This window comes from Runella sp. SP2 (genome assembly GCF_003711225.1).
GTDB lineage: Bacteria > Bacteroidota > Bacteroidia > Cytophagales > Spirosomataceae > Runella.
Map to the genome: position 1 here is coordinate 1,914,138 of NZ_CP031030.1, position 19,828 is coordinate 1,933,965.

17 protein-coding genes and 1 riboswitch are annotated in these 19,828 nt (G+C 44.3%); of the genes, 4 read left to right on the top strand and 13 right to left on the bottom strand.

What is annotated here, in order from left to right; genetic code table 11:
- Window positions 1-4 precede the first annotated feature (4 nt).
- From DTQ70_RS08095 to DTQ70_RS08110, 5 genes are all read right to left on the bottom strand, one after another.
- Entirely contained in the window at window positions 5-1,951 is a 1,947-nt protein-coding gene (locus tag DTQ70_RS08095) for a TonB-dependent siderophore receptor (RefSeq protein WP_122930343.1), read from the bottom strand.
- Between the two features lie 58 nt (window positions 1,952-2,009).
- A riboswitch (cobalamin riboswitch) is annotated at window positions 2,010-2,214 on the bottom strand.
- Between the two features lie 37 nt (window positions 2,215-2,251).
- A complete protein-coding gene (locus DTQ70_RS30630; protein WP_164489922.1) occupies window positions 2,252-2,473 on the bottom strand; it encodes a hypothetical protein in 222 nt (73 codons plus the stop codon).
- A gap of 7 nt (window positions 2,474-2,480) precedes the next feature.
- Window positions 2,481-2,816, bottom strand: a complete 336-nt coding sequence (locus tag DTQ70_RS08100) for a hypothetical protein (protein ID WP_122930344.1) — start codon at window positions 2,814-2,816, stop codon at window positions 2,481-2,483.
- 68 nt (window positions 2,817-2,884) lie between these two features.
- Window positions 2,885-3,223, bottom strand: coding sequence for a DUF6686 family protein (locus tag DTQ70_RS08105; protein WP_122930345.1), 339 nt, complete (start codon window positions 3,221-3,223; stop codon window positions 2,885-2,887).
- A 191-nt stretch (window positions 3,224-3,414) separates the two neighbouring features.
- The gene (locus DTQ70_RS08110; RefSeq protein ID WP_122930346.1) at window positions 3,415-4,572 is read right to left on the bottom strand and encodes a PepSY domain-containing protein; all 1,158 of its coding nucleotides are present in this window, start codon (window positions 4,570-4,572) and stop codon (window positions 3,415-3,417) included.
- A gap of 43 nt (window positions 4,573-4,615) precedes the next feature.
- Here DTQ70_RS08110 and DTQ70_RS08115 point away from each other — a divergent pair, with 43 nt between their 5' ends.
- Complete coding sequence (locus DTQ70_RS08115) at window positions 4,616-4,849, top strand: hypothetical protein (protein ID WP_122930347.1); 234 nt, start codon at window positions 4,616-4,618, stop codon at window positions 4,847-4,849.
- A gap of 204 nt (window positions 4,850-5,053) precedes the next feature.
- Here the strand turns inward: DTQ70_RS08115 and DTQ70_RS08120 are convergent, their stop codons facing one another.
- The 8 genes from DTQ70_RS08120 to truA all read right to left on the bottom strand — a co-directional run bounded on the left by DTQ70_RS08120 (window position 5,054) and on the right by truA (window position 14,944).
- Window positions 5,054-7,420, bottom strand: coding sequence for a TonB-dependent receptor (locus DTQ70_RS08120; protein WP_122930348.1), 2,367 nt, complete (start codon window positions 7,418-7,420; stop codon window positions 5,054-5,056).
- Between the two features lie 189 nt (window positions 7,421-7,609).
- A complete protein-coding gene (locus tag DTQ70_RS08125) occupies window positions 7,610-8,986 on the bottom strand; it encodes an HmuY family protein (protein WP_122930349.1) in 1,377 nt (458 codons plus the stop codon).
- Window positions 8,987-9,122: 136 nt separating this feature from the next.
- Window positions 9,123-11,390, bottom strand: coding sequence for a TonB-dependent receptor (locus DTQ70_RS08130; RefSeq protein ID WP_122934312.1), 2,268 nt, complete (start codon window positions 11,388-11,390; stop codon window positions 9,123-9,125).
- 8 nt (window positions 11,391-11,398) lie between these two features.
- The gene (locus DTQ70_RS08135) at window positions 11,399-11,968 is read right to left on the bottom strand and encodes a PepSY-associated TM helix domain-containing protein (RefSeq protein ID WP_122930350.1); all 570 of its coding nucleotides are present in this window, start codon (window positions 11,966-11,968) and stop codon (window positions 11,399-11,401) included.
- Between the two features lie 6 nt (window positions 11,969-11,974).
- Window positions 11,975-12,913, bottom strand: a complete 939-nt coding sequence (locus tag DTQ70_RS08140) for a sirohydrochlorin chelatase (protein WP_122930351.1) — start codon at window positions 12,911-12,913, stop codon at window positions 11,975-11,977.
- Window positions 12,914-12,956: 43 nt separating this feature from the next.
- Window positions 12,957-13,439 carry a Fur family transcriptional regulator gene (locus DTQ70_RS08145; protein WP_122934313.1) on the bottom strand — a complete coding sequence of 161 codons (483 nt, stop codon included), beginning with the start codon at window positions 13,437-13,439 and terminating at the stop codon, window positions 12,957-12,959.
- A gap of 146 nt (window positions 13,440-13,585) precedes the next feature.
- Window positions 13,586-14,182, bottom strand: a complete 597-nt coding sequence (locus DTQ70_RS08150; RefSeq protein WP_122930352.1) for an NTP transferase domain-containing protein — start codon at window positions 14,180-14,182, stop codon at window positions 13,586-13,588.
- Between the two features lie 12 nt (window positions 14,183-14,194).
- Window positions 14,195-14,944, bottom strand: a complete 750-nt coding sequence (gene truA / locus DTQ70_RS08155; protein WP_122930353.1) for a tRNA pseudouridine(38-40) synthase TruA — start codon at window positions 14,942-14,944, stop codon at window positions 14,195-14,197.
- Between the two features lie 151 nt (window positions 14,945-15,095).
- On the opposite strand from truA, the gene DTQ70_RS08160 reads away from it, so the two are divergent.
- The 3 genes from DTQ70_RS08160 to DTQ70_RS08170 are packed head-to-tail and all read left to right on the top strand — an operon-like array spanning window position 15,096 to window position 19,789.
- Window positions 15,096-17,393, top strand: coding sequence for a peptidylprolyl isomerase (locus DTQ70_RS08160; RefSeq protein WP_122930354.1), 2,298 nt, complete (start codon window positions 15,096-15,098; stop codon window positions 17,391-17,393).
- Between the two features lie 19 nt (window positions 17,394-17,412).
- The gene (locus DTQ70_RS08165) at window positions 17,413-18,780 is read left to right on the top strand and encodes a peptidylprolyl isomerase (protein WP_122930355.1); all 1,368 of its coding nucleotides are present in this window, start codon (window positions 17,413-17,415) and stop codon (window positions 18,778-18,780) included.
- A 46-nt stretch (window positions 18,781-18,826) separates the two neighbouring features.
- Window positions 18,827-19,789, top strand: coding sequence for a MoxR family ATPase (locus DTQ70_RS08170; protein ID WP_122930356.1), 963 nt, complete (start codon window positions 18,827-18,829; stop codon window positions 19,787-19,789).
- The last annotated feature ends 39 nt before the right edge of the window (window positions 19,790-19,828 follow it).

Below are 19,828 nucleotides of genomic sequence, written 5' to 3' on the forward strand. Positions count from 1 at the left end.
GAATTTATTTTTTTTGATTGAAAATGAAAATGACATTGAACGATACCGAACGCATTGGCATCGCATTTTTTTTGAGATTGGGGTATAAAGTGTTGGTCAAATTATTCCCTTGCAACTGAAAATGAAGTCGATGTTGCTTGATTTTGTACTGGTAGGTTGCCCACGCGTTCATCAAGTAATAACCAGGAAAAGGCCGCCCCGAGTGGTCAAAGGTGATATAACGTGCTGAGTTATAAAGTTGCTGAACAGTAAACGACCAAGCACCTGAGGTGAGGCCCAACGTGCCGCTGAGACTGTGCCGAGGTACGTAAATCAACTGTTTGCCCAAAATATCTTGGGTATAATGGCCGTAGGCTTTTTGCTGGGAAGAATGCGTCAAGGCGTATTGAAACTGTGCCGTTGCTTCCCAAGCAGCGGTGATAACCCGATGGCTGGTTTCGATTTCAATGCCTTTGGCGAGTACTTGTTGTAAATTTTCGACTTTGTAATTTTTATCAGGATTCCAATACGTCCAGTTGTCAATCAAATTGTGAAACGCATTGACGCTGTATTGCTGGTGAAAGTGTTCGGAAGTGCGCCGTTTCCAAACTGCGCCAATTTCTTTGTTAAATCCAACTTCGGGTTGGAGGGCTGGGTTTCCGAGGTTGACCCAATAACGTTCGTTGAGAGTCGGGACGCGATAGCTGTAGGCAATGTTGGTGGTAAGGTTAAGGCGGTCGGTAGGGGTGCTAAAAACGCGGTAATCAAGGCCAAGCGACGGAGTAAAAGGGGGATTGTATCCACTCACCAGCGCCTGACGAAGGTTGAGTGAACTAGAAAACCGCAAACTGTGCTGGTACCGAAGCAGCATGTAAAAGTCGGCGCGGTTTTCGGTTTTTAGCTCTTTGCCGTATCCATCCACTTGTGCCGCATAGTGGGTAACTTCTGAACCAACTTTGAGGTTTGTTCCTCTTTCACAGCTTTTAATCCACGAAAAATCGTGCTCAACCCTAAATAAATAACGGTCAATGTTGGTATGACTAGGGTTTGTGTTGTCAGCCCTTCCGTAGTCCAACACATCGTTGATATAAGCTGCCCTCAGGAGGGTTTTTCCAACGTTGTACGACAACACATACCGTTGTGCCTTGGTTTGAGTAATCTCTCTCAGAATCAAGCTGTTTGGCTGAATGGTGAGGTTGTTGTCGGTAATCCAAGCATTTAAACTGAACAGATTTCCGTTGGAATGGAGGGCATAAATGTCCTGAACAAACCCTTTTTGTAGCGTTTGCATGGGTTCAACGGGGTACTGAGCTCCTTTTCTATTTTGAATCGGGTCATTGCCAAAATCGTTGCGAATATCTGCTCCGTAAAAAAGTGTTTTGCCCGATAATTTCCAATTTTTAGCTACTGGATAATAAAACCTTAACCCCGCTTGTCCTGCAAAATTTTTGGAGCTTTCGGCGCTTACTCCAGCAATGGCTTGAAGGCCCGTTTGGTTGAACTTGGGAACTGAGCGCAGTAAAATACTGCCACCGACGGCATCGGTACCTACGCAACTTGCCGCCGAACCGTACTGAATCGTCATTTCATCGAAACCGCTCATCGGAAGGGTTGAAAAATCCGACTGGCCCAATGAAGGAAAATTGATATTTACGCCATTCCACAAGACAGCCGTGTGGCTTGAGGAAGTTCCTCTAAATGAGATGGTTGCTAGCTGACCAGCCCCGTAGCTTCTAAAGGCAATGGGCGACTGAAATTGCAAGAAATTGGCGAGGGTTGTAAAGCGATTTTGGGCAAGCTGGGCGGAGTCAATGTCTTTGACTTTTTGCCCAATCATAAATCGCTCGGGTTTAACCGCCGTGACCGTTACTTCACAGAGTGTTTGCTCTTTTTGGGAATAACAGTTGGGACTGAATCCTGCCAAAGCAATACCAAGCACAGAGACGAGTACAGTAGAAGTACGTCTGACCATTTTTTGAAAATAAGTATGAAAAAAAAGCACTCGACTGTTCTCATCCTCCGTAAGAACACAATCAAGGATAATCAATGGCAGGTCTCCTGGCTTGTTTCTTGTTTTCAGACCTTCCCGCCCCAAAAGGGCAGTGGTAAAGCAGAGTGAAAACAAACGAACGAAACTTACAGTTGCGGGGACAGCGTCGGCATTGCACCGACTTCCCTATTAAGCTTGGGTCAAAAAGGGTATTTTTGACTAGCACCATAAACTGGGGGCAAAAGTAGTAAAAAAAAGGGATTACTAAAACCCCTTTTTACATCAGTTATGAAGAAACATCTCGCAAGAGACCCCTTCTTGTTTCAAGGCTTGGATAATTTCATCGGGTTGTAAATCGTCGGTTTTAATAGTAAGAATGTGGTTCTGTTCCACCAAATCGACACTAAAATGACAATACTTTCCCCGAAGGCACTCCAAACCACAGGTCGCTTTCAAGAGCCGAAAGGGACAGTCGATATTGGTGCGGAAGTGCAGTGTTTTCATAGTAGCGTTAGTTGTTGGGAAGTGACGCAATCATTTTTTCCAGTTGGAGTTTGGCACAGGCAAAGTCCAATAATTCACCTAAATAATAGAGGTCATTGAGCGAGACGGTGACGCAGCTATGTTCGCTTAACTGTAGAAAAGGAATGCTACGTAATTTTGGGTCAATGCCCATTGCTAAATGATGGGCATAACAACCGTGAGTATCTTGCACCAGTTTGTAAAATTCGGTGACACTAAGACTGAAGACCAAAATCCCAAATCCAATGGTGATTTGTTTGCAGTGGATACACTGAAGCACGTAGCCCAGTTTATCGTCTAAGTGAAGGGTTTTAAATTCGCACATGTCTGTAAATGAGTTATTTTTAAAAGTTAATTTAGACTAATTATAAATAAACTGATGAAAAAATACCCTTAATTATTGCCTGAATAGGGTGAATTGGCTAATATTTCGTTGGCATCAGACAATAGCAATGCTTCATTTATCATTGCAATAAGTTCTTCAATTTCAGCATCGGTAAAAACCAAATAATAATTGCTCATAGGGGTTTGAACAATGATTTCTTTACCGTGTGAGGTGTAAAATGGTTGGATGCCTATTTTGTCACGCAAGATTTCAGAGAAACAGCGCAACTCTGCTTTAGAAAAAATGAACAAAGAGTTGTTGAAGCTCACGTTGAAACGTTGACAGCAATCGCAAAAACCAACGTAGCCGTTGGGGCGTTCGGAGAGTGTTTGTGTTTGATGATTCATGGTTGTTATATTAGGTCAGACGGTAGTCAGACCGTTTTGAACTAGGTCAGACGTTAGTCAGACCGTGAAAATGGGTCTAACAAAATGGTAATAAATCTTATGTGTGTGTTGTGGTCTGACTATCGTCTGACCACAATTCATGGTTGTTATGGGAGCATGGGCTGGTTGTGAGCAACCAGCCACACGATTGATTAAATAACTTCTACTTTTGCTGATTTTGTAACCGTTCGTTCTTTCTTTTTTCTTCGCCCCCACCAAATCATAAAACCCGTAATTGGCAAACTCGTGGCTACGACAGAAAGTAAAAAAGCCAGTACTTTTCCCGCAAACCCCAAAATGCCTCCCGTATGAATATCGTAGGTCATTCGGATTAATTTATCGGCGACATTGGCGTCTTTTAATCGACCATATACGTGGTCAACTGAGATTTCTTTTAAAGTATATTGGTCAAAATAGCGGTAGTCGATACTCCAAAAAACGCCTTCTTTCTTATTTACATTGGCGCCAATGGCCGATGAATCTGATTCGATGGCGTGTACTTCGAGCGAAACTGCATCGGGGTACTCGGCTTTCATTTTTTCCCAAATCAAATCAGTGACGGGTTTTTTAAAGTTGGTTTGAGTGGGTTTTTGCGAGACTGGTTCGGTAAACAACAAGTTTTTTTCACCTCCCGTGGCATTATAAATGAGATAAGTAAACCATTGGATACCAAAAAATATCCCCGTAACGGCGATAATCAGTAGTAAAAATGAGCTATAAAACCCTAAAATATTGTGCAAATCATAGTTTTTCCGTTTCCATTGCGTCGCTTCTTTCCAGCGAAACCAGAAGCGTTGTTTCGCCGCCGCTTTGTTTTTAGGCCACCAAAGGACGATACCCGTAATGAGCAAAAACACAAAAATAAGGGTAGCGTAAGAAGTAATGGGTTGCCCAATTTCGGGAGGAAGCCACAGGTAATAGTGGCCATCTAATACCCAATGGAAAAAAGTCTCTTCCATGTTTTGGACGTGTAGCACCTCGGCAGTATAAGGGTTGTGATAAACTATGTAATAGTGTTCATTGGGGGCAAAATCAAAAAAAATAGCCTCAACACTGCGCCCTTTTGCGGGGTAATTGATGGCGTGCAAATGGGCTTTGGGTAAGGTTTTACGGGCAACTGCCTCAAAGGCCGAGGGGGGAAGTATGGCTTTGTTTTCCACTTTTGAAAAACGAAAGTCTTGGAGTGCATCCTGAATTTCTTGCTGAAAGGCGTACAGGCAGCCCGTAAGGCTTACCACAAATACAACAAGCCCCGACAATAGCCCGAGCCAGAGGTGAATGAAGCCAATGATTTTTTTGAAGTTTGGCATATCTTTTTGATATATTTGTTTTATCAATAAAATGTTTATAGCAATGGAAGTAATCAGAGAAATAATCATTCCAACGGAAGAAAATCATACAATTGAACTTCCTCGCGCTTTTTACGGTAAGGAAGTTGAAGTGATTTTCAATGTTAGAAATACAGTCAAATCATTGCCTAAAGCAAAAAAAATAGACTTAAAATCTCTTTTTAATCAATTTGGGGAAGGGAAAGATTTTCCAACAACCGATGAAATTCGTAACCGAAGCTGGGCGAAAAAATGGTAATTTTTGATACAAACATTCTTATTGAAATTTATCGTGGAAACGAAAGTATTCGGGATACTATTTACTCACTCAATTTTAGCGAAATATACATCAGCGATATAACAGCGGCTGAGTTGCCTCAACCGCTGTATATTACAAAATTCCTTTATACACACTCAACAAAAAGGATTTTGTGTATATCCCAGATTTGCGACTTATTACAACCTAAAACCTATAATTAATGCTCAAACGTGCATTACGTAATGCTTCCACTTGTGAGTAATAGCTTGAGCTCCAAGGGTAATAGGCCCCGCCCGTAATGAGGTATTTATTGAAAATGTTGTTCACATTCAACGCAATTCCAAATTTGTTTAACTGATAAGAAATTGCACCATCAAAGCGCGTGTAGTTGGGCATTGATGGGTCAACATCGGGGTTGTAAATTCCGTACCAGTTGGTTCTTCCGCTGGTATTCTGAACCCCTAATGAAAGTCCTAATCCTGACGCTTTTCCAGATTGTACGCGGTAGCTCAGCCAAGCGTTGGCGATGTGCTTGTCGGTGCCTGGTACTTGCTTATTGACTTGTTTGTTGTCGGTATCTTTGGTGATTTTGGCGTCGGTAAGGGCATAGTTCATCGTAATGTCCAAGCCCGATACAATTTGTCCGCGAAGATCGAGTTCTATTCCCTGCGTTTGAGTTTGTCCCAACTGAATTGAGAAAAATTGGTGGTTCGGGTCGGCCGTTAGCACGTTATTTTTCGTGATTCGATATACACTCGCTGAGGCATTCCAGCGGCCATCAAGCCATTCTTTTTTGATTCCCACTTCTTTGTTGTTGCCAACGATTGGGTCAAATTTTTTCCCTTCAAACGTACCTCCTGCTTGCGGAATAAACGACTCATCATAGACCGCATACACGCTTGTACTTTTGTTGATAGAATAACTAAGGCCAAAACGCGGCGTAAACTTGCCCGATTTTACCGTGCCCGAGTAAGGGTCAAGGTCGTTGGTGGAGGTATAGCGGCCTGCCAACGTCACGCGAAGTTTGTCGTTGGCCAAACGAATTTCATCTTGAGCGTACAGAGCAGTATAAACATTGTTGTAGTGAACGCCACGCTCACGGATGCTCAGACTACGGTCATAAACGGCGTAATTTTTAGCGGGAATTTGTCCATAAACAGGTTTGTAAACGTTCAAGTCTCCCACAATTCCTCCCTGACTCCAATCGTGGTAAAAATCTTTGTTGCCCATGTCAATTCCTGTCAAAATACGGTGCTTGATTCCTCCCGTTTGTACATCACCGTTGACAAAAAACTGTCCTACTTTGGTTTGCCCCAAAATATCCCAAATGCTTGACGTTCTTTTTAGCGTGTCGCCGCTGAATCCTGATGCCCAGAGGCTTTCGCCCACTTGGTCGTAGTGCAAATACGCTACCTGACCCGTAAATTTCCAGTTGGCATTAATGCTGTGGGAAAGGGTGATAAAAATCGACTGGTCTTTGATGTTAGTCGTTCGCATGTTGGGTTCCAACATCGTAAAATCGTGCGGCAAATCGCTGATACCTTTGGGTGAAAAGGCGTATGCCGAGCCAATCGGTGACATGCCGACACCTTGAAGGGTATATTCGGCCGTGAGGGAGGTGGTAGGGTTGATTTGAAACTTAATGACGGGAGCGATTGACACACGGTTGTTGAACTCGTAATTGCGGTGCGTACCTTTCATTTGACCCATCAAATTGAGACGATAAAGAACCTTGCCATCTTTGCTTAGTTTTCCATCAAAATCCATTGAACTACGGTACGTTCCAAAACTCCCGACGGTCATGGTAGCTTCGGCTTTGGTTATACCCGTGGGCTTTTTGGTAACTACATTGTAAAAACCGCTGGGTTCGCCGCTGGCCAACATAAACCCAGCAGGACCTTTGACAATCTCAATACGCTCTACCATGCTCATGTCTTCGGTTAGCGGCCCCCAAACTTCGGTGACGTTCATTCCGTTTCTGAAAGCGGCAATGCGTGACCCGCGCATCGAAATACGCGCATACGTTTCCCAGTGTTCGGAGCGGGCGGCTCCGCTGACATTACGCGTTACGCCCTCCGACATGTCAAAAATTTGTTGGTCTTTCAACGTTTGCGCCGTTACCACCTGTATATTTTGGGGAAGTTCCAACAAAGGCGTTTTGAGACGCAGTGAAATAGATGGATAATCAGATACGTATTTGCTCGGATTGGCCGTTACCAACACCTCTTGAAGTTGTTGGCTATTGGCGGTGAGTTCCAAGTTTTCTTCCAGTACTTGTCCTGCGGTAAGGGTGATTTTTTTAGACAGGGGAGTTAAACCAACAAAACTTGCTTGCAAGGTGTAATTGCCTGGTTTGATATTGGTCAACTCATACTTACCTTCAGCATCAGCGACAACCCCTTTGTTTGTCCCTTTCAAAATGACGTTTACAAACTCGGCTGCCTTGCCGTCGGTGGTAGTGACGCGGCCTTTGAGGGTGGCGTTTTGTGACCATGCAAAGGTGCTTATCAATAAAAAAACAAGAACTAATCTTGAGGTGAGATGTGAGTTGTGGGGAAGAGAAATTTTCATTTTATGTGGTTATTAATTGAAATTTTTTATAGAAGTCAGACGACAGTCAGACTGGTTAGGTGGAGCGAGAGGGTATCTGGTCTGACTATCGTCTGACCAAGAAATATTTTTCATAGAAGTCAGACGACAGTCAGACTGGTTAGGTGGCGCGAGAAGGTATCGGGTCTGACTATCGTCTGACCCGAACGCTTATTTTTTCTTGACAAGGGCATATTCAAAGACAGGTTTACCACGTTCGCCGCCGTCGCTGGCCAAGCCCATGCTGATGAAGCGTAATTTGTAATAGTTGCCTGCGGGGTCTTTGACGACGTAAAAACGGTCTTTACGAATACCCGCCGTAGTGCCAGGGGCAGTCGAACGCCACTTGCTACCGATGGCGTCGCGGGTTTTGAGAAATGTTAAACCTGTAAGATTACTTTCGCCAAATGCTTCGTAGGTGGTTGCGGAGGTAAGCACTTCAGTAGCTTCGGCACCTGCGGCGTAGTTGAGCGAAATGAAGTCTTGAAACCAATACGGCGTAGCAGGAACAGTTCCTGCGTTGGAGGTACTGTAGCCCCACTGAATGTCCCAACTCGCTTTGCGAGGTTCGGCGCTTACCAATTTGGCCGTTTCGAGCGACAAGAAAGAGAAGTTATAATCGACGTTTTTAGGTACGTCAATTGTCTGAATGGTGGTTTCTCCAATGCGCGCGAACTGTACTTTATAGCCTTCTCCGTTGCGGTTTACTTTTACTTTGTACCACTGATTTTTGGCTTTACTTCCTTCAAAACTAACCAAATACACTTTGTTTTGGGATTCAGTAGCCGATACTTCAGCAAAGGATGTTTTGGTTAAATCACCATCCCAATAGTCACACAAAGCCAACGAACCTTCGGCACCTGGCGCGAAGTTTAAGTCAGGAACAGAGGCGGTGTCAGCTAAGGTGACGGCCGTAATGTCCGTTTTCGCCGTCGCAGCAGCGGATGTTTGATAGCTGTGATTGAGAATAACGCGAAACTGCCCACCTTGATAAAACCCTAAATTCCAACTTTTACGGGCTGAAAGGGTGGTAGCGTTGGCACTGAGGTCGATGTAAACATTGTTTGCGTAATTGGATTCGGCCGTTTTTCCCTCGGCCGTTAGCTGGCTACCCGTGGAGGTAATGGCGGCAAAGCTCAGTTTCAGTTCGGTGTTTAAGCCCATCAAAACGGGTGTTCCTACCGACGTGATTTTGAGCGCTAAGCTTTCGTCACCGTTCAAAAACACATTGGCTTTCTTTTTTACTTTGATTGTAACCCCTGACTGCCCCGCTGGGATGGTTGCCGAAATGACATTATTGCTTGCCGCAGGTTCAGTCGTAAATTCTTTGTCGTACGTCAAAAGTGATGGTGTGAGTTGGACGCTTACAGGAATAGCTACATCGGCAGCGCGGCTAAGTGCAATTTGAATACTTGCTTCGTCTCCTTCGAGTCCTTGGGCGGTGGTGGTAAACGAGGCGAGGTTATCGGGTAATTCTACCTTTTGTTCGCAGGCAGTAAAAGCCCAAATGCTGGTGGTAACGAATAAGGTGCAGAGTATTTTTTTCATTTTGATAAAAGTTGATTTATTGTTTTGGTTGGAGTCAGACGATAGTCAGACTCCAGATTAGTGGACTATTGTGAGAGTGTAATGTAAAGTGGGTCTGACTATCGTCTGACCCGCACTCGTATCGTCAGACCCGAACTCATTTAGACAATTGGGCGGTTAGGCCCACAAAAAAAGACCTACCATACGCCATGGGAACTGCCCCCCCTGAGCTATGTCCTGCGCCTGTATTGGCGGCCGAGTTGGCCAAGCGAGTGACGTTGAAGAGGTTTTTTACCCCTCCCACAAGCGTATAGTTTTTAAAAAAGATTTTGTTTATTGTAACATCGGCCATGTGAAAAGCGGCCGTTTCGGCAAGCTTAGCGATTGTACCATTTTCGGTACTAACTGCCTGATAGGTGGGTAGTTTGCCCGTGAATTTGTAATAAAAACTTAGACTGGTTCCTATTTGGGGAATCGTATAACGGAGGTTGGTATTGACCTCGTTGGACCAAACAAAATCTGGAGACGAAACCGATTCTGAAACGCTGTTGTAACGGCCAATGTGTGAGAAGCCAAGACTACCTTGCAAGTTCTTCCAGAAAAGCGTGTTGTTGAACGTGAACCCTGTCGTTTTGAAGGTATCAATGTTCAGATAAGTCGAGATCGCTGGATTGGTTGGGTCAGTGCCAATCGAAATGAGGTTGTTGAAGTGATTGTAAAAACCACCCAACGTGCTGTTGAGCCGCAAGGCAGGTTTCTCAATCGCTTGGTAAGACAAAAAGGCATTGAAACTATTTGAATCTTCCGCTTTTAAGTTGGTGTTACCTCTAATAGAATGACTTGCGTCAAAAAAAGTAAAGTACAATTCGCGCAGTGCGGGAGAACGAAACCCTCGGGCGTAGGCCAACCGCAAGTCAAGACCATCGGCCAAAATGAACTTGGTATTGATGGACGGAATGACGGGCGGGGCATCGTACACGGAGTTTTTGAGAAACCGAAGTCCTGGACGAACGTTGATTCTTTTGCCAATTTTAAACTCAGACGAAGCAAAATAAGCAAACTCGTTGATGTGTGGCGTGCCCTGAATGCGCTCTCCCGCGCTGGAATTGAGGTTCATTTCAAACCCATGTTGGAGCGAAACGTGGCTCGAAAACCGATGCTGAGCAGTGAGTCGGGCAAAGGTAGTTTTGAACGTTGACTTATCCTGTGACCCATTCAGGTTGAGGGTACGTCGCTCGCGAACAAGGTCATAGTCAGTGGTTTCGGTTTGGCGACTGTAATCCGTAAACGATACAGCAGCGGTAAGACCTGTTTTGTCATTGACTTGATACTCACCTTGCGCCTGATGAAACCAACGGTGAGTGATATAAAACTGGTCAGTGGCCGACAGGTTTTTGGTTTGGGTATTGATGTAAGTATCACCCAGGCTTTTGAGGGTTTCGGACGTACCATTGAAACGATACCAAACGTTTACTTTTTGAGTTCGGTAGGCGATACCCGCCGTTGAAAGGTACTGCTCTTTAGGTAGCCATTCTTTTTTACGGCCTGTGTTGGCTCCTTGCCATCCGCCAAAGAAGTTGCGCGAAAAATTACCAGATACCTGCCAGCCTTTCTTTTGCCAAGCCACGCCCAAAAATTCATTGTGCGTACCCTCACCCGCAAAGGGTTGGTATTCGCGCCCCGTCGTTTCTTCTTGCACACGGGCGGTTAGGGTCAGATTGGCTTTTTCATCTCCTTTTTTGGTGATAATATTGATGACCCCCGCCAGTGCATCTGATCCGTAAGAAACAGACATGGGGCCTTCGACAATCTCAATTCGGTCGATGATGTTGATGTCGATCTGTCCCAAACTCTCGCGGGTAGAACCACGGTCAATCATCGGGACACCGTCCAATAAAATTTTGACATTTTGTCCCGACATTCCCATCAGTTGTACGTCGGTCGTTCCCAATGTCAGGTCGTTAGAAAAACGCATTCCGAGTTCAGTATTCAGCACGCTCTGAATGTTGGTAGCACCACGCAGGCGAATTTGTTCGTTAGAAATAGTACGGATTTGATACACCGAATTGCGTACCGACTGTGGGCCAAATTGCCCCGTCACCACTACAGCATCCAGTTGATTCGCAGAAGGAGTCAGCAAAATTTCTCCTAATGAAATGGAAGCACCTTCCACATTCACTTCTTTTTGAACCGTGGCAAAACCCACAAAGCGAATACTAATCGTATGTTTTCCTTGGGGTAGTGCAAGCTCAAATTGCCCTTTGGCATCCGTCACAATTCCCCAAGAAGAAGAAGGTATGACAACGGTAGCGCCAGCGATAGACCCAGAGGCATCTTTGACCGTACCAAACACTTTTACTTTGGGAGTTTGACAAAATGCTGACACCTTTACCCACCAAAAAAGCCCAACTAATAGGTATTTCATGGAGTTCATCATTTGAATGAAAGTAAAACGACAAAAAGAAGGATAGGCGCAAAACCAGCGGCAATGAGCCATTTCCCACGCCCACCGAGCCCATGTTTACCTTTTAGGATAAAAAGCCCCGTCAACGTTATCAAAATGAGCAAAATGGCAAAGACGTCAGAGGCCCATTTCCAACCGTGGAGGCTATTGCGGTGAATGGCGTTGACTTCATAAAAAAGCGGGCGCTTAGAAATGTGCTCGTACAGTCCTTTTCGAGTTGTGAAATTGAGGTGAAAAGAGGCGTCTTTGTAATAAATTTTGAGCTGGTCTTTGGTGGGAGAGTCCACGTATTTTTGGCGACCTTCTCCCACCATTTCAGCAAACTCAGCAATTTCTTTCTCGCCAATTTTGCCCATCTGGTAGTTGGGAGGAATGACCAACTCACGTTTTGTCAATATAAAATCAGGATTCCAATCATCGACGTGATTCAGCGCAATGCCTGACAAACAATAGACAATAATCAAAGCCGAAAAAAAATAACCTAAATCACGGTGTGTGGCGATGTTGAGCCTCCGAAGTGCCTTTTTTGACCAGTCCATCGTCGCTTAGCTTTTTTTGATTTTACCCACAAACTCGTTGGCGACTGCAATTACCCAATGCTGAATGTCAGGGTCGGGGAGGATGGCATCTGGCTTGTAAGAAACCTTTTTTTCACTGTTAGCCACTTTTTCGATGCCACCTCCGATGATTTTAAGCTGAAAGTCTTCGTCGTGTGCAACCAACACAGGAATGACGACGGCCTTCTCTTTTTTCTTTAAGACTTCATTTACTGCCTTGGTAGTTTCGGCAGGATTGTAGTGGGCAATGTGCCCGCACCAGCCGTGGCTGTGTTCGCTGATGCCAATTTCTTGTTTTACGTGCGTGGCAACTTGGTTAAACAACTCCGTCCATTCTTTGTCGTAGGTTTCGTCGCCGTAGCCAATCAACACAAGTCCTTCGTGGGGAGCGTCCTTTGAAAGCTCTTTTGCCCTGCGCAATACGTTTCTTTTTAATACGTCGGTAAAGTCTAAGTTAGGGGTAATGTGGATGGATGCTTTGGGAACGTAGCGCTCAATCTTCTCCAGTTTCAGGGCTTCCATGGAGGCTTTATCCTCTTTTTGTCCCATGATAGTCGGCAGGTCTTCAAAAGTATGCGGGCTCACAGTTAAGAAAATTGGAACCACGACCACGTCCGTAAAGCCTTCTTTATCAAACTCTTTGAGACGCGTCGCAATCGAAGGTTCTGTATATTCCATGAAGGCCGTTTTAATGCCTTTTACGTCTCCAGATGCCAATACAGAATCAGTTACATTTTTTTCTAAACGCACCAATTCATTGCGCCAAGTCTCCGAACGAGAGCCGTGATTGACCAACAATACCCCAATTTTTTTTTCAGAAGTAGTGGTTTCATTTGATTCTTTGTCGCCGCTGGTTGAACAGGCTTGAAGAAAGAGTACCAGTGCCGCAATGACACCAAATGTCCATGAAAGAGGAAATGATTTCATTTTATATTAATTTAAACTAATTATAAATAATGAAGCAAAAAAATTAATTCACATTCTTGGCAATTCGGTTTTTGCAAAGTTCCTCAGTACAATGGCCGTAAAGTACCAAGGAGTGAGAAGCAATGTCGGTAGAAAACCATTCACTGACGGTTTTTTCGATGGTATGAATCCGTGGGTCGCAAAACTCTTTGACAAAACCACAATCCAAACAAAGAATATGGTCGTGCTGGCCGCTACCGACGGTTCGTTCGTAGTGAGAGGCGGCTTGTCCGCCAAACTGATGTTTTTTAATAAGCCCAGCTTCTACAAATAATTCTAAGGTATTGTAAACCGTCGCCATACTCAGGTGAAAACCCTTTTGAATGAGGGTTTCCCGTAATTCACTGGCATCAAAGTGATGGTGATCGTTTTTTGCATAGATTTCCTCTAAAATGGTGTAACGCTCTTGGGTACGACGATACCCTTTTACTTCTAAAAATTGATTAAGACGGAGCGTAACTGCTTCAATGTGAGGATTCTTGTTCATCTTGTGCAAGGCTTGCTTTGAGCTTACTATGACAGTAATTTTATTTAGAATAATTCTAATTTTTTGCAAACATACATATTTGTTTAGAATAAATCCAAATTAAAATCGAAGAATTGATAACTGATTTTTGTCAGTATGTTTTAAAACTAACGAAGACCATCCAGAAAGGCTTGGTATTCGTCGGGCGTATCAAGGTCGATGCTGCCAGCTTCAAACTGGAGGATATGCGCTTCGTCGAGGTGGTTCATCAGTACAGGCTTGGCACCTTTGTCGCCTTTGAGATTTAAAAGTTCTTCAAAAAGTGTCCGATCAAATAAAGTAGGCACGCCTAGTTGCTCGCCATATTTACAAGCAATGAGCCGTGGTTTTTTGGTGTTATAAATTTCGACCATCCGTTCTAACAACGAAACCGAAAGGTAAGGCTGGTCGCAGACAAGAATGATGACGGCTTCAATTTCTTTGTAAGTCATATAGACGCCCGCAAGCCCCATTTTAACCGACGACGACATGCCTTCGTGCCACATCGGGTTGTCGATGACGGTGAGAGGTAAATCAACAATTTCGGGGGCAATTTGCGGTTTATTGGCACCAATGACCATCACCACGGGGTAGCAGTCGGTAGCGAGGGCGATTTCAGCGGTGCGATGGATTAGGCTCTTGCCCTCAATTTGGAGCAATTGTTTAGGAGAACCCATTCGTTTTGATTCTCCTGCGGCGAGGATAATAATACCTATTTTATTCAAGGGAAGTATAAGTTAGTTCAAAAGTTCGTTCCATTCGTAGCCTACTTCGGTCAGAAAAAGCCCGCAAGCAGGAGCCTGAGCGGCGGCGTTTTTACGGTTCTTGGAAATAATAATTTGCTCAAATTGTTCAATATTCATTCGGCCACGCCCTACTTCAAGGAGTGTTCCTACGATGGCCCGCACCATGCCACGTAAAAAGCGATTGGCTTTGATGTGAAAAGTGATGCCCAAGGCGGTTGGTTCCCAGTAGGCAAAAGCAATCTGGCAAATGAATGTCTTTACGTCGGTGTGAATTTTGCTAAAGCATTCAAAATCTTCGTATTGTAAAAGAAGCTTTGCCGCTTCGTTCATTTTTTGGACATCCAAAATGGGCCGATAAGTATGTGCCAAATCCACCAAAAATGGATTGCGCTGATACACGATTCGGTACTGATAACAACGGTGCGTCGCCGCAAACCTCGAATGAACTTCGTCTTTGACCAAGGTGAGGTTTTTAACCGCAATGGAGTTGGGCAAGATACTGTTGATGCCGTGGATAAGTCGGTCGGGGGCGGGGAGGGGCTCGGCCACGTCAAAGTGGGCAAATTGTTGTTCGGCATGAACGCCCGCATCGGTGCGGCTGCTACCTATAATTTCAAGTGGCTGCCGCAAAATAACCCCAAACGCCCGTTCGAGTTCTTCCTGAATGGTGGGAGCATTGGGTTGCTTTTGCCACCCGTGAAAGTCTGTCCCTCGGTAACTAAGTTCCAAAAAATAACGCATGGCGCAAAGATAAAGCGATTTCGGTTATAGAAAGGAGCTATTGTCAAAACGAATGTTTGTTTAAACTTTCGGAAAGTTGGCGTAACTTTGCAAACTTCACAATAAATGAAGCGTGATTAGTGTTTAATTTAATGAACCAAAAGAAGTTCAAATGAAGTATAGCTATTTCGTCGTCGCTGCGTTGATTCTTAGTATTACAGCCTGTACTACATCGAAACCTACTCCTCCACCGCCAACCCAGTCTGAGCCTACGATTCTGACCATTGGCGGGAAAAAAATCACAACCGATGAGTTTTTTCAGTCATTTACCAAAAACCAGTTTTCGGACGATACCACCAAGCCCACGGGCATTAGCGAATACCTACAACTTTACACAAACCTTAAATTAAAAGTATTGGGTGCTCAAAGCGCAGGGCTTGATACTGCGGCTAGCTTTCGCGAAGAAATGGCGTCTTATCGTCAGCAACTTGCGCAACCGTACTTGATGGATAAAGCGTTGGTGGATAATTTGGTGGCGGAGGCTTACGAACGTATGAAGCAAGAAGTTCGTATCGCGCACATTATGCTCCCTGTTTCACCTGATGCTTTACCTGCGGACACGCTGTCTGTGTTTCGTGCGATAAGTGAACTTCGTGGGCGCATCATTCAGAAAGAAATTGATTTTGAAAGTGCCGCCAAACAATATTCCAAAGATCCCATTTCAAGTCCAAAAGGGGGCGATTTAGAAAGTTATTTTCCCGTTTTTAAAACTATTTACCCTTTTGAAACAGCCGCTTTTACGCTTCCAGTTGGACAAGTGTCAAATCCTGTGCGTTCGCGGGCGGGTTATCACCTGATTAAAGTACTTGAACGCCGTCCTGCGCGTGGAAAAGTACAGGTGGCGCATATTTTGGTGAGCGTTAGTTCGAGCGCAACGGAAGCGGGAAAAGCCGCGGCAAAAGCCAAGGCAGAAAAAGCGGCGGCCTTGCTTCAACAAGAAGCGTGGGAAATTGTGTGTCGTGATTATTCTGATGATGCCACCACCAAAAACGAAGGAGGTGTTCTGCGCGAATTTGGGCCAAGTGAAATGGTGCCTGAGTTTGAGAATATGGCATTTTCTTTGAAAAACGTGGGTGATATTTCGGCGCCGTTTCAATCAAATTACGGTTGGCATATTGTCAAATTACTTTCCAAAAAGCCCATTGAATCATTTGCCGAGGCGGCTCCTCAGATTCGCCAAAAAGTAACTACCGATTCAAGAAGTGAAGTAATCCAACAAGCACTTATCAAAAAGTTAAGAGCTTCTTATAAAATAGTAGAAGCTGAACCAATTCGTGAAGCAGCCCTTGCCAAATTTGATTCTTCAATCTTAAACGGACAGTGGAAGTTTATCGAACCTCTCAGCGCAACGCTTGATAAAAAAGAGCTGTTTCGCATTGATAATGAGTCGTTTTTGGTAAATCAGTTTTTGGAATACGTACGCGATTTTCAGCGACCTGCTGCGCCAAACTCGTCGCCGTTGGTGGTTGGGCAACGTTATTATCGTACGTATTTGGAGAAAAGGCTGATTGAAGTCGAAGAGAAAAATTTGGACAAAAAATACCCTGAATTTAAAGCACTTGTAACGGAAATGAACGATGGTTTGTTGTTTTCTCAAACCATGGAAGCCAACGTTTGGCAGCCGTCATTGTCGGATACCCTCGGACAGCGGAAACTTTGGGAGCAAAACAAACAGAAATACCAGTATCCAGAGCGCGCACTAGCGACCATTTTGGTGTCGGATAGCGACTCGTTACTGAAACGTGCGCAAGAATCGCTCAAGTCTGCGCCTTATCAGCTTCGTCGCAAGGGTACAGACCTCATTTTTGATTCAAAATCGACGATATTGACCGAAAAACACCGCGAAGCGTTGGTGGATGTGGCAATGACATTGATGAACAACGAAAACTATGTGGTAGAGGTATCGTCGTTTGCAGGAGCAGAAGAAGCAGACTCGGTGTCGGCGGCTCGCCTGAAAAATGCCATCAAGGCTTTGTCAGGTGATGGTGTATCGTTGACGCGAATTATTGAAAAAGACAATGGTAAATACAAACCCGTAGCAACCGATACGCGCAACCGCCGAATTAGTTTCCAGTATTTTAGTAGCTCTAAAAAAGACCTCGAAAAAGCGCTGAATGCCCAGAAGACAGGAGTAATTAGCATCACAGATGGTGCTTTTGCGAAAGGAACAAATGCGTACTTAAATGCGGGCCGTTGGGAAGCTGGAATGCAACAAGTAAACGTAAATGGGAAAAAAGTCGTTATTAACATTGAAAAAATTGAACCCGCTCGTATCAAAACTTTTAATGAAGCGCGTGGAGCAGTGATAAATGATTTCCAAAAACAACTCGAAACGAATTGGCTTAATCAATTGCGTCAAAAATTTGGCGTACAAGTAAACGAAGAAGAATTGCGTAAACTGTCAAAATAAGCAGTCCATTTAGTATTATATGAAAAATACCCTCATTCAAAGACTCAGTAGCCTAACCCTTGTATTGGTGTTCGTTAGTTGCCTTTCAGGCTGGTCACAAGGGAAAAGTGTCAGTGTAAATAAAGTGATTGGAAAGGTAGATAACTACTATATCCTTCGCTCTGACCTTGAAAACCTTATTTTACAATACCAACAACAAAACCAACCTGCCCCCAACCAATGCCAAGCGTTGGAAAGTTTGATTATCCGTAAAATGCTCCTTGCCAAAGCTGAAATCGACTCGGTTGAGGTGGAGGATAAACAAATTGATAACCAAATTTCGGCGCGGATGGACTACATGGCCAAACGCTTTGGTTCAGAAAAGAACATTGTGGAAGCGTATGGGAAAAGCATTGAGACGCTAAAAGCAGAACTTCGTAGTGAAATCAAGGAAGAAATGCTTTCCGACAAAATGCAAAGCAAAATTACGGAGGCCATCAAAGTAACACCGAGCGAGGTTCGTAAGTTTTTTAATTCCATTCCAAAAGACAGTTTGCCGTTTATTCCTGCGGAGGTAGAAATTGGACAAATTGTGCGTTTTGCGAAAGTAACTAAAGCGCAGAAAGACGAACTTCGTAACAAGTTGTTGGATTTTAAGCAACGCGTTGAAAAAGGAGAAGATTTTTCTGGCTTGGCGTCGGCGTATTCAGAAGACATTGGTTCGGCACAACAAGGCGGAGATTTGGGATTTGCCAAGCGTGGAATGATGGTGCCAGAGTTTGAAGGTGCAGCGTTGAAGCTAAAGCCTAATGAAATTTCGGAACCGATTGAGTCAGAATTTGGCTTACACTTGATTCAGTTACTTGAAATTCGAGGGGCAGAATACCACGCGCGCCATATTTTGTTGCGTCCTGATTACAACCGCATGGATTTGAGTGATCCACAGCGTGTTTTGGATAGCCTAAACCGAGTGATTAAAACAGACACAACGGTTAAATTTGAAAGATTGGCCAAAGATTGGTCGGAAGATAAAAACACTGCCGACGCGGGAGGGCTCATCAAAGATGCACAATCGGGTGCGTCGCGCTTGCCATTGGATGCTTCGATGGATTATAACTTGTATATGATGTTAGATACCATGAAAGTTGGCACGATAAGTGCGCCATTGAACTACCGTACGGACGATGGTAAAACGGCCATGCGTATCGTCTATTATAAGAGTAAGTCAGAACCGCACACGGCGAGTTTGAAGTTAGACTTTGAAAAAATTAATAACATTGTTTTGGCAAACAAAAAAACAAAGGCTGTGGATGAGTGGTTTAAAAAAGCAGTAGCTGACGTATTTATCAAAGTTGAACCTGAGTACCAAGGATGTCGAATATTCGGCATTTCCCCCGATGACAATTGAAAAAATTAAATCCCCCATCTGTTAACTCATAAACCCTTTAGATGAAATGAAGTTTAGTTCTGACGTTGCAGCTGCCGAAGCTTTGAAAGAATCCTATGAAAAACTCCGCACCGAGATTGGAAAAGTGATTGTAGGTCAAGATGAAACCGTACGTTTACTTTTGACAGCCATTTTTTGTCAAGGACATTGTCTGCTTGTGGGGGTACCAGGGTTAGCAAAAACCCTGTTGATTCAGACAATTTCAAACGCACTTGATTTAAGTTTTAACCGTATTCAGTTTACGCCCGACTTGATGCCTTCGGATATTTTGGGGTCGGAAACTTTAGACAACGAGCGTAATTTTCGTTTTGTGCGCGGTCCAGTGTTTGCCAATATCATTTTGGCCGATGAGATTAACCGTACTCCGCCCAAAACGCAATCGGCGCTTTTGGAAGCAATGCAAGAATATGCCGTGACGGTGTCAGGTCAAAAGCACGCGTTGAGCCGTCCGTTCTTTGTGTTAGCTACGCAAAACCCCATCGAACAAGAAGGAACGTATCCACTTCCTGAAGCTCAATTGGACCGTTTTATGTTTATGGTCACCTTGGATTATCCTTCATTCCAAGAAGAATTAAACATCGTAAAAGCAACCACCGCCGACAGCAAACCAACGGTAAACAAAGTAATCTCAGGGGCTGAAATTGAGGCATTCCAACACTTAGTTCGACGCGTACCTGTGGCAGATAATGTGGTAGAATATGCCGTAAAATTGGTTCATAAAACCCGTCCCAACGGAGAGTTTGCAAGCGCAGATACCAAGAGCTATTTGGAATGGGGTGCGGGCCCGCGTGCGTCGCAAAACCTCATTTTGGCGGCCAAATGTAATGCCCTTATCAATGGCAAGTATTCACCTGACATTGAGGATGTGAAAGCAGTGGCGGCACCTATTTTGCGCCACCGTATCGTGCGTAATTTTAGGGCCGAAGCCGAAGGCATTTCATCTAATGAAATCATCAAACGATTGGTCTAAATTTTGTTAATAAATAGTCGTCATTTTGGCCGTCTATTC

Excerpts from the sequence above, each read along its gene's own strand:
- DTQ70_RS08140 (WP_122930351.1), bottom strand. The coding sequence starts at position 12,913 with ATGAAATCATTTCCTCTTTCATGGACATTTGGTGTCATTGCGGCACTG.
- truA (WP_122930353.1), bottom strand. The coding sequence starts at position 14,944 with ATGCGTTATTTTTTGGAACTTAGTTACCGAGGGACAGACTTTCACGGG.
- DTQ70_RS08115 (WP_122930347.1), top strand. The coding sequence starts at position 4,616 with ATGGAAGTAATCAGAGAAATAATCATTCCAACGGAAGAAAATCATACA.
- DTQ70_RS08125 (WP_122930349.1), bottom strand. The coding sequence starts at position 8,986 with ATGAAAAAAATACTCTGCACCTTATTCGTTACCACCAGCATTTGGGCT.
- DTQ70_RS08130 (WP_122934312.1), bottom strand. The coding sequence starts at position 11,390 with ATGAAATACCTATTAGTTGGGCTTTTTTGGTGGGTAAAGGTGTCAGCA.
- DTQ70_RS30630 (WP_164489922.1), bottom strand. The coding sequence starts at position 2,473 with ATGAAAACACTGCACTTCCGCACCAATATCGACTGTCCCTTTCGGCTC.
- DTQ70_RS08160 (WP_122930354.1), top strand. The coding sequence starts at position 15,096 with ATGAAGTATAGCTATTTCGTCGTCGCTGCGTTGATTCTTAGTATTACA.
- DTQ70_RS08165 (WP_122930355.1), top strand. The coding sequence starts at position 17,413 with ATGAAAAATACCCTCATTCAAAGACTCAGTAGCCTAACCCTTGTATTG.
- DTQ70_RS08110 (WP_122930346.1), bottom strand. The coding sequence starts at position 4,572 with ATGCCAAACTTCAAAAAAATCATTGGCTTCATTCACCTCTGGCTCGGG.
- DTQ70_RS08095 (WP_122930343.1), bottom strand. The coding sequence starts at position 1,951 with ATGGTCAGACGTACTTCTACTGTACTCGTCTCTGTGCTTGGTATTGCT.
- DTQ70_RS08135 (WP_122930350.1), bottom strand. The coding sequence starts at position 11,968 with ATGGACTGGTCAAAAAAGGCACTTCGGAGGCTCAACATCGCCACACAC.
- DTQ70_RS08100 (WP_122930344.1), bottom strand. The coding sequence starts at position 2,816 with ATGTGCGAATTTAAAACCCTTCACTTAGACGATAAACTGGGCTACGTG.
- DTQ70_RS08145 (WP_122934313.1), bottom strand. The coding sequence starts at position 13,439 with ATGAACAAGAATCCTCACATTGAAGCAGTTACGCTCCGTCTTAATCAA.
- DTQ70_RS08120 (WP_122930348.1), bottom strand. The coding sequence starts at position 7,420 with ATGAAAATTTCTCTTCCCCACAACTCACATCTCACCTCAAGATTAGTT.
- DTQ70_RS08105 (WP_122930345.1), bottom strand. The coding sequence starts at position 3,223 with ATGAATCATCAAACACAAACACTCTCCGAACGCCCCAACGGCTACGTT.
- DTQ70_RS08170 (WP_122930356.1), top strand. The coding sequence starts at position 18,827 with ATGAAGTTTAGTTCTGACGTTGCAGCTGCCGAAGCTTTGAAAGAATCC.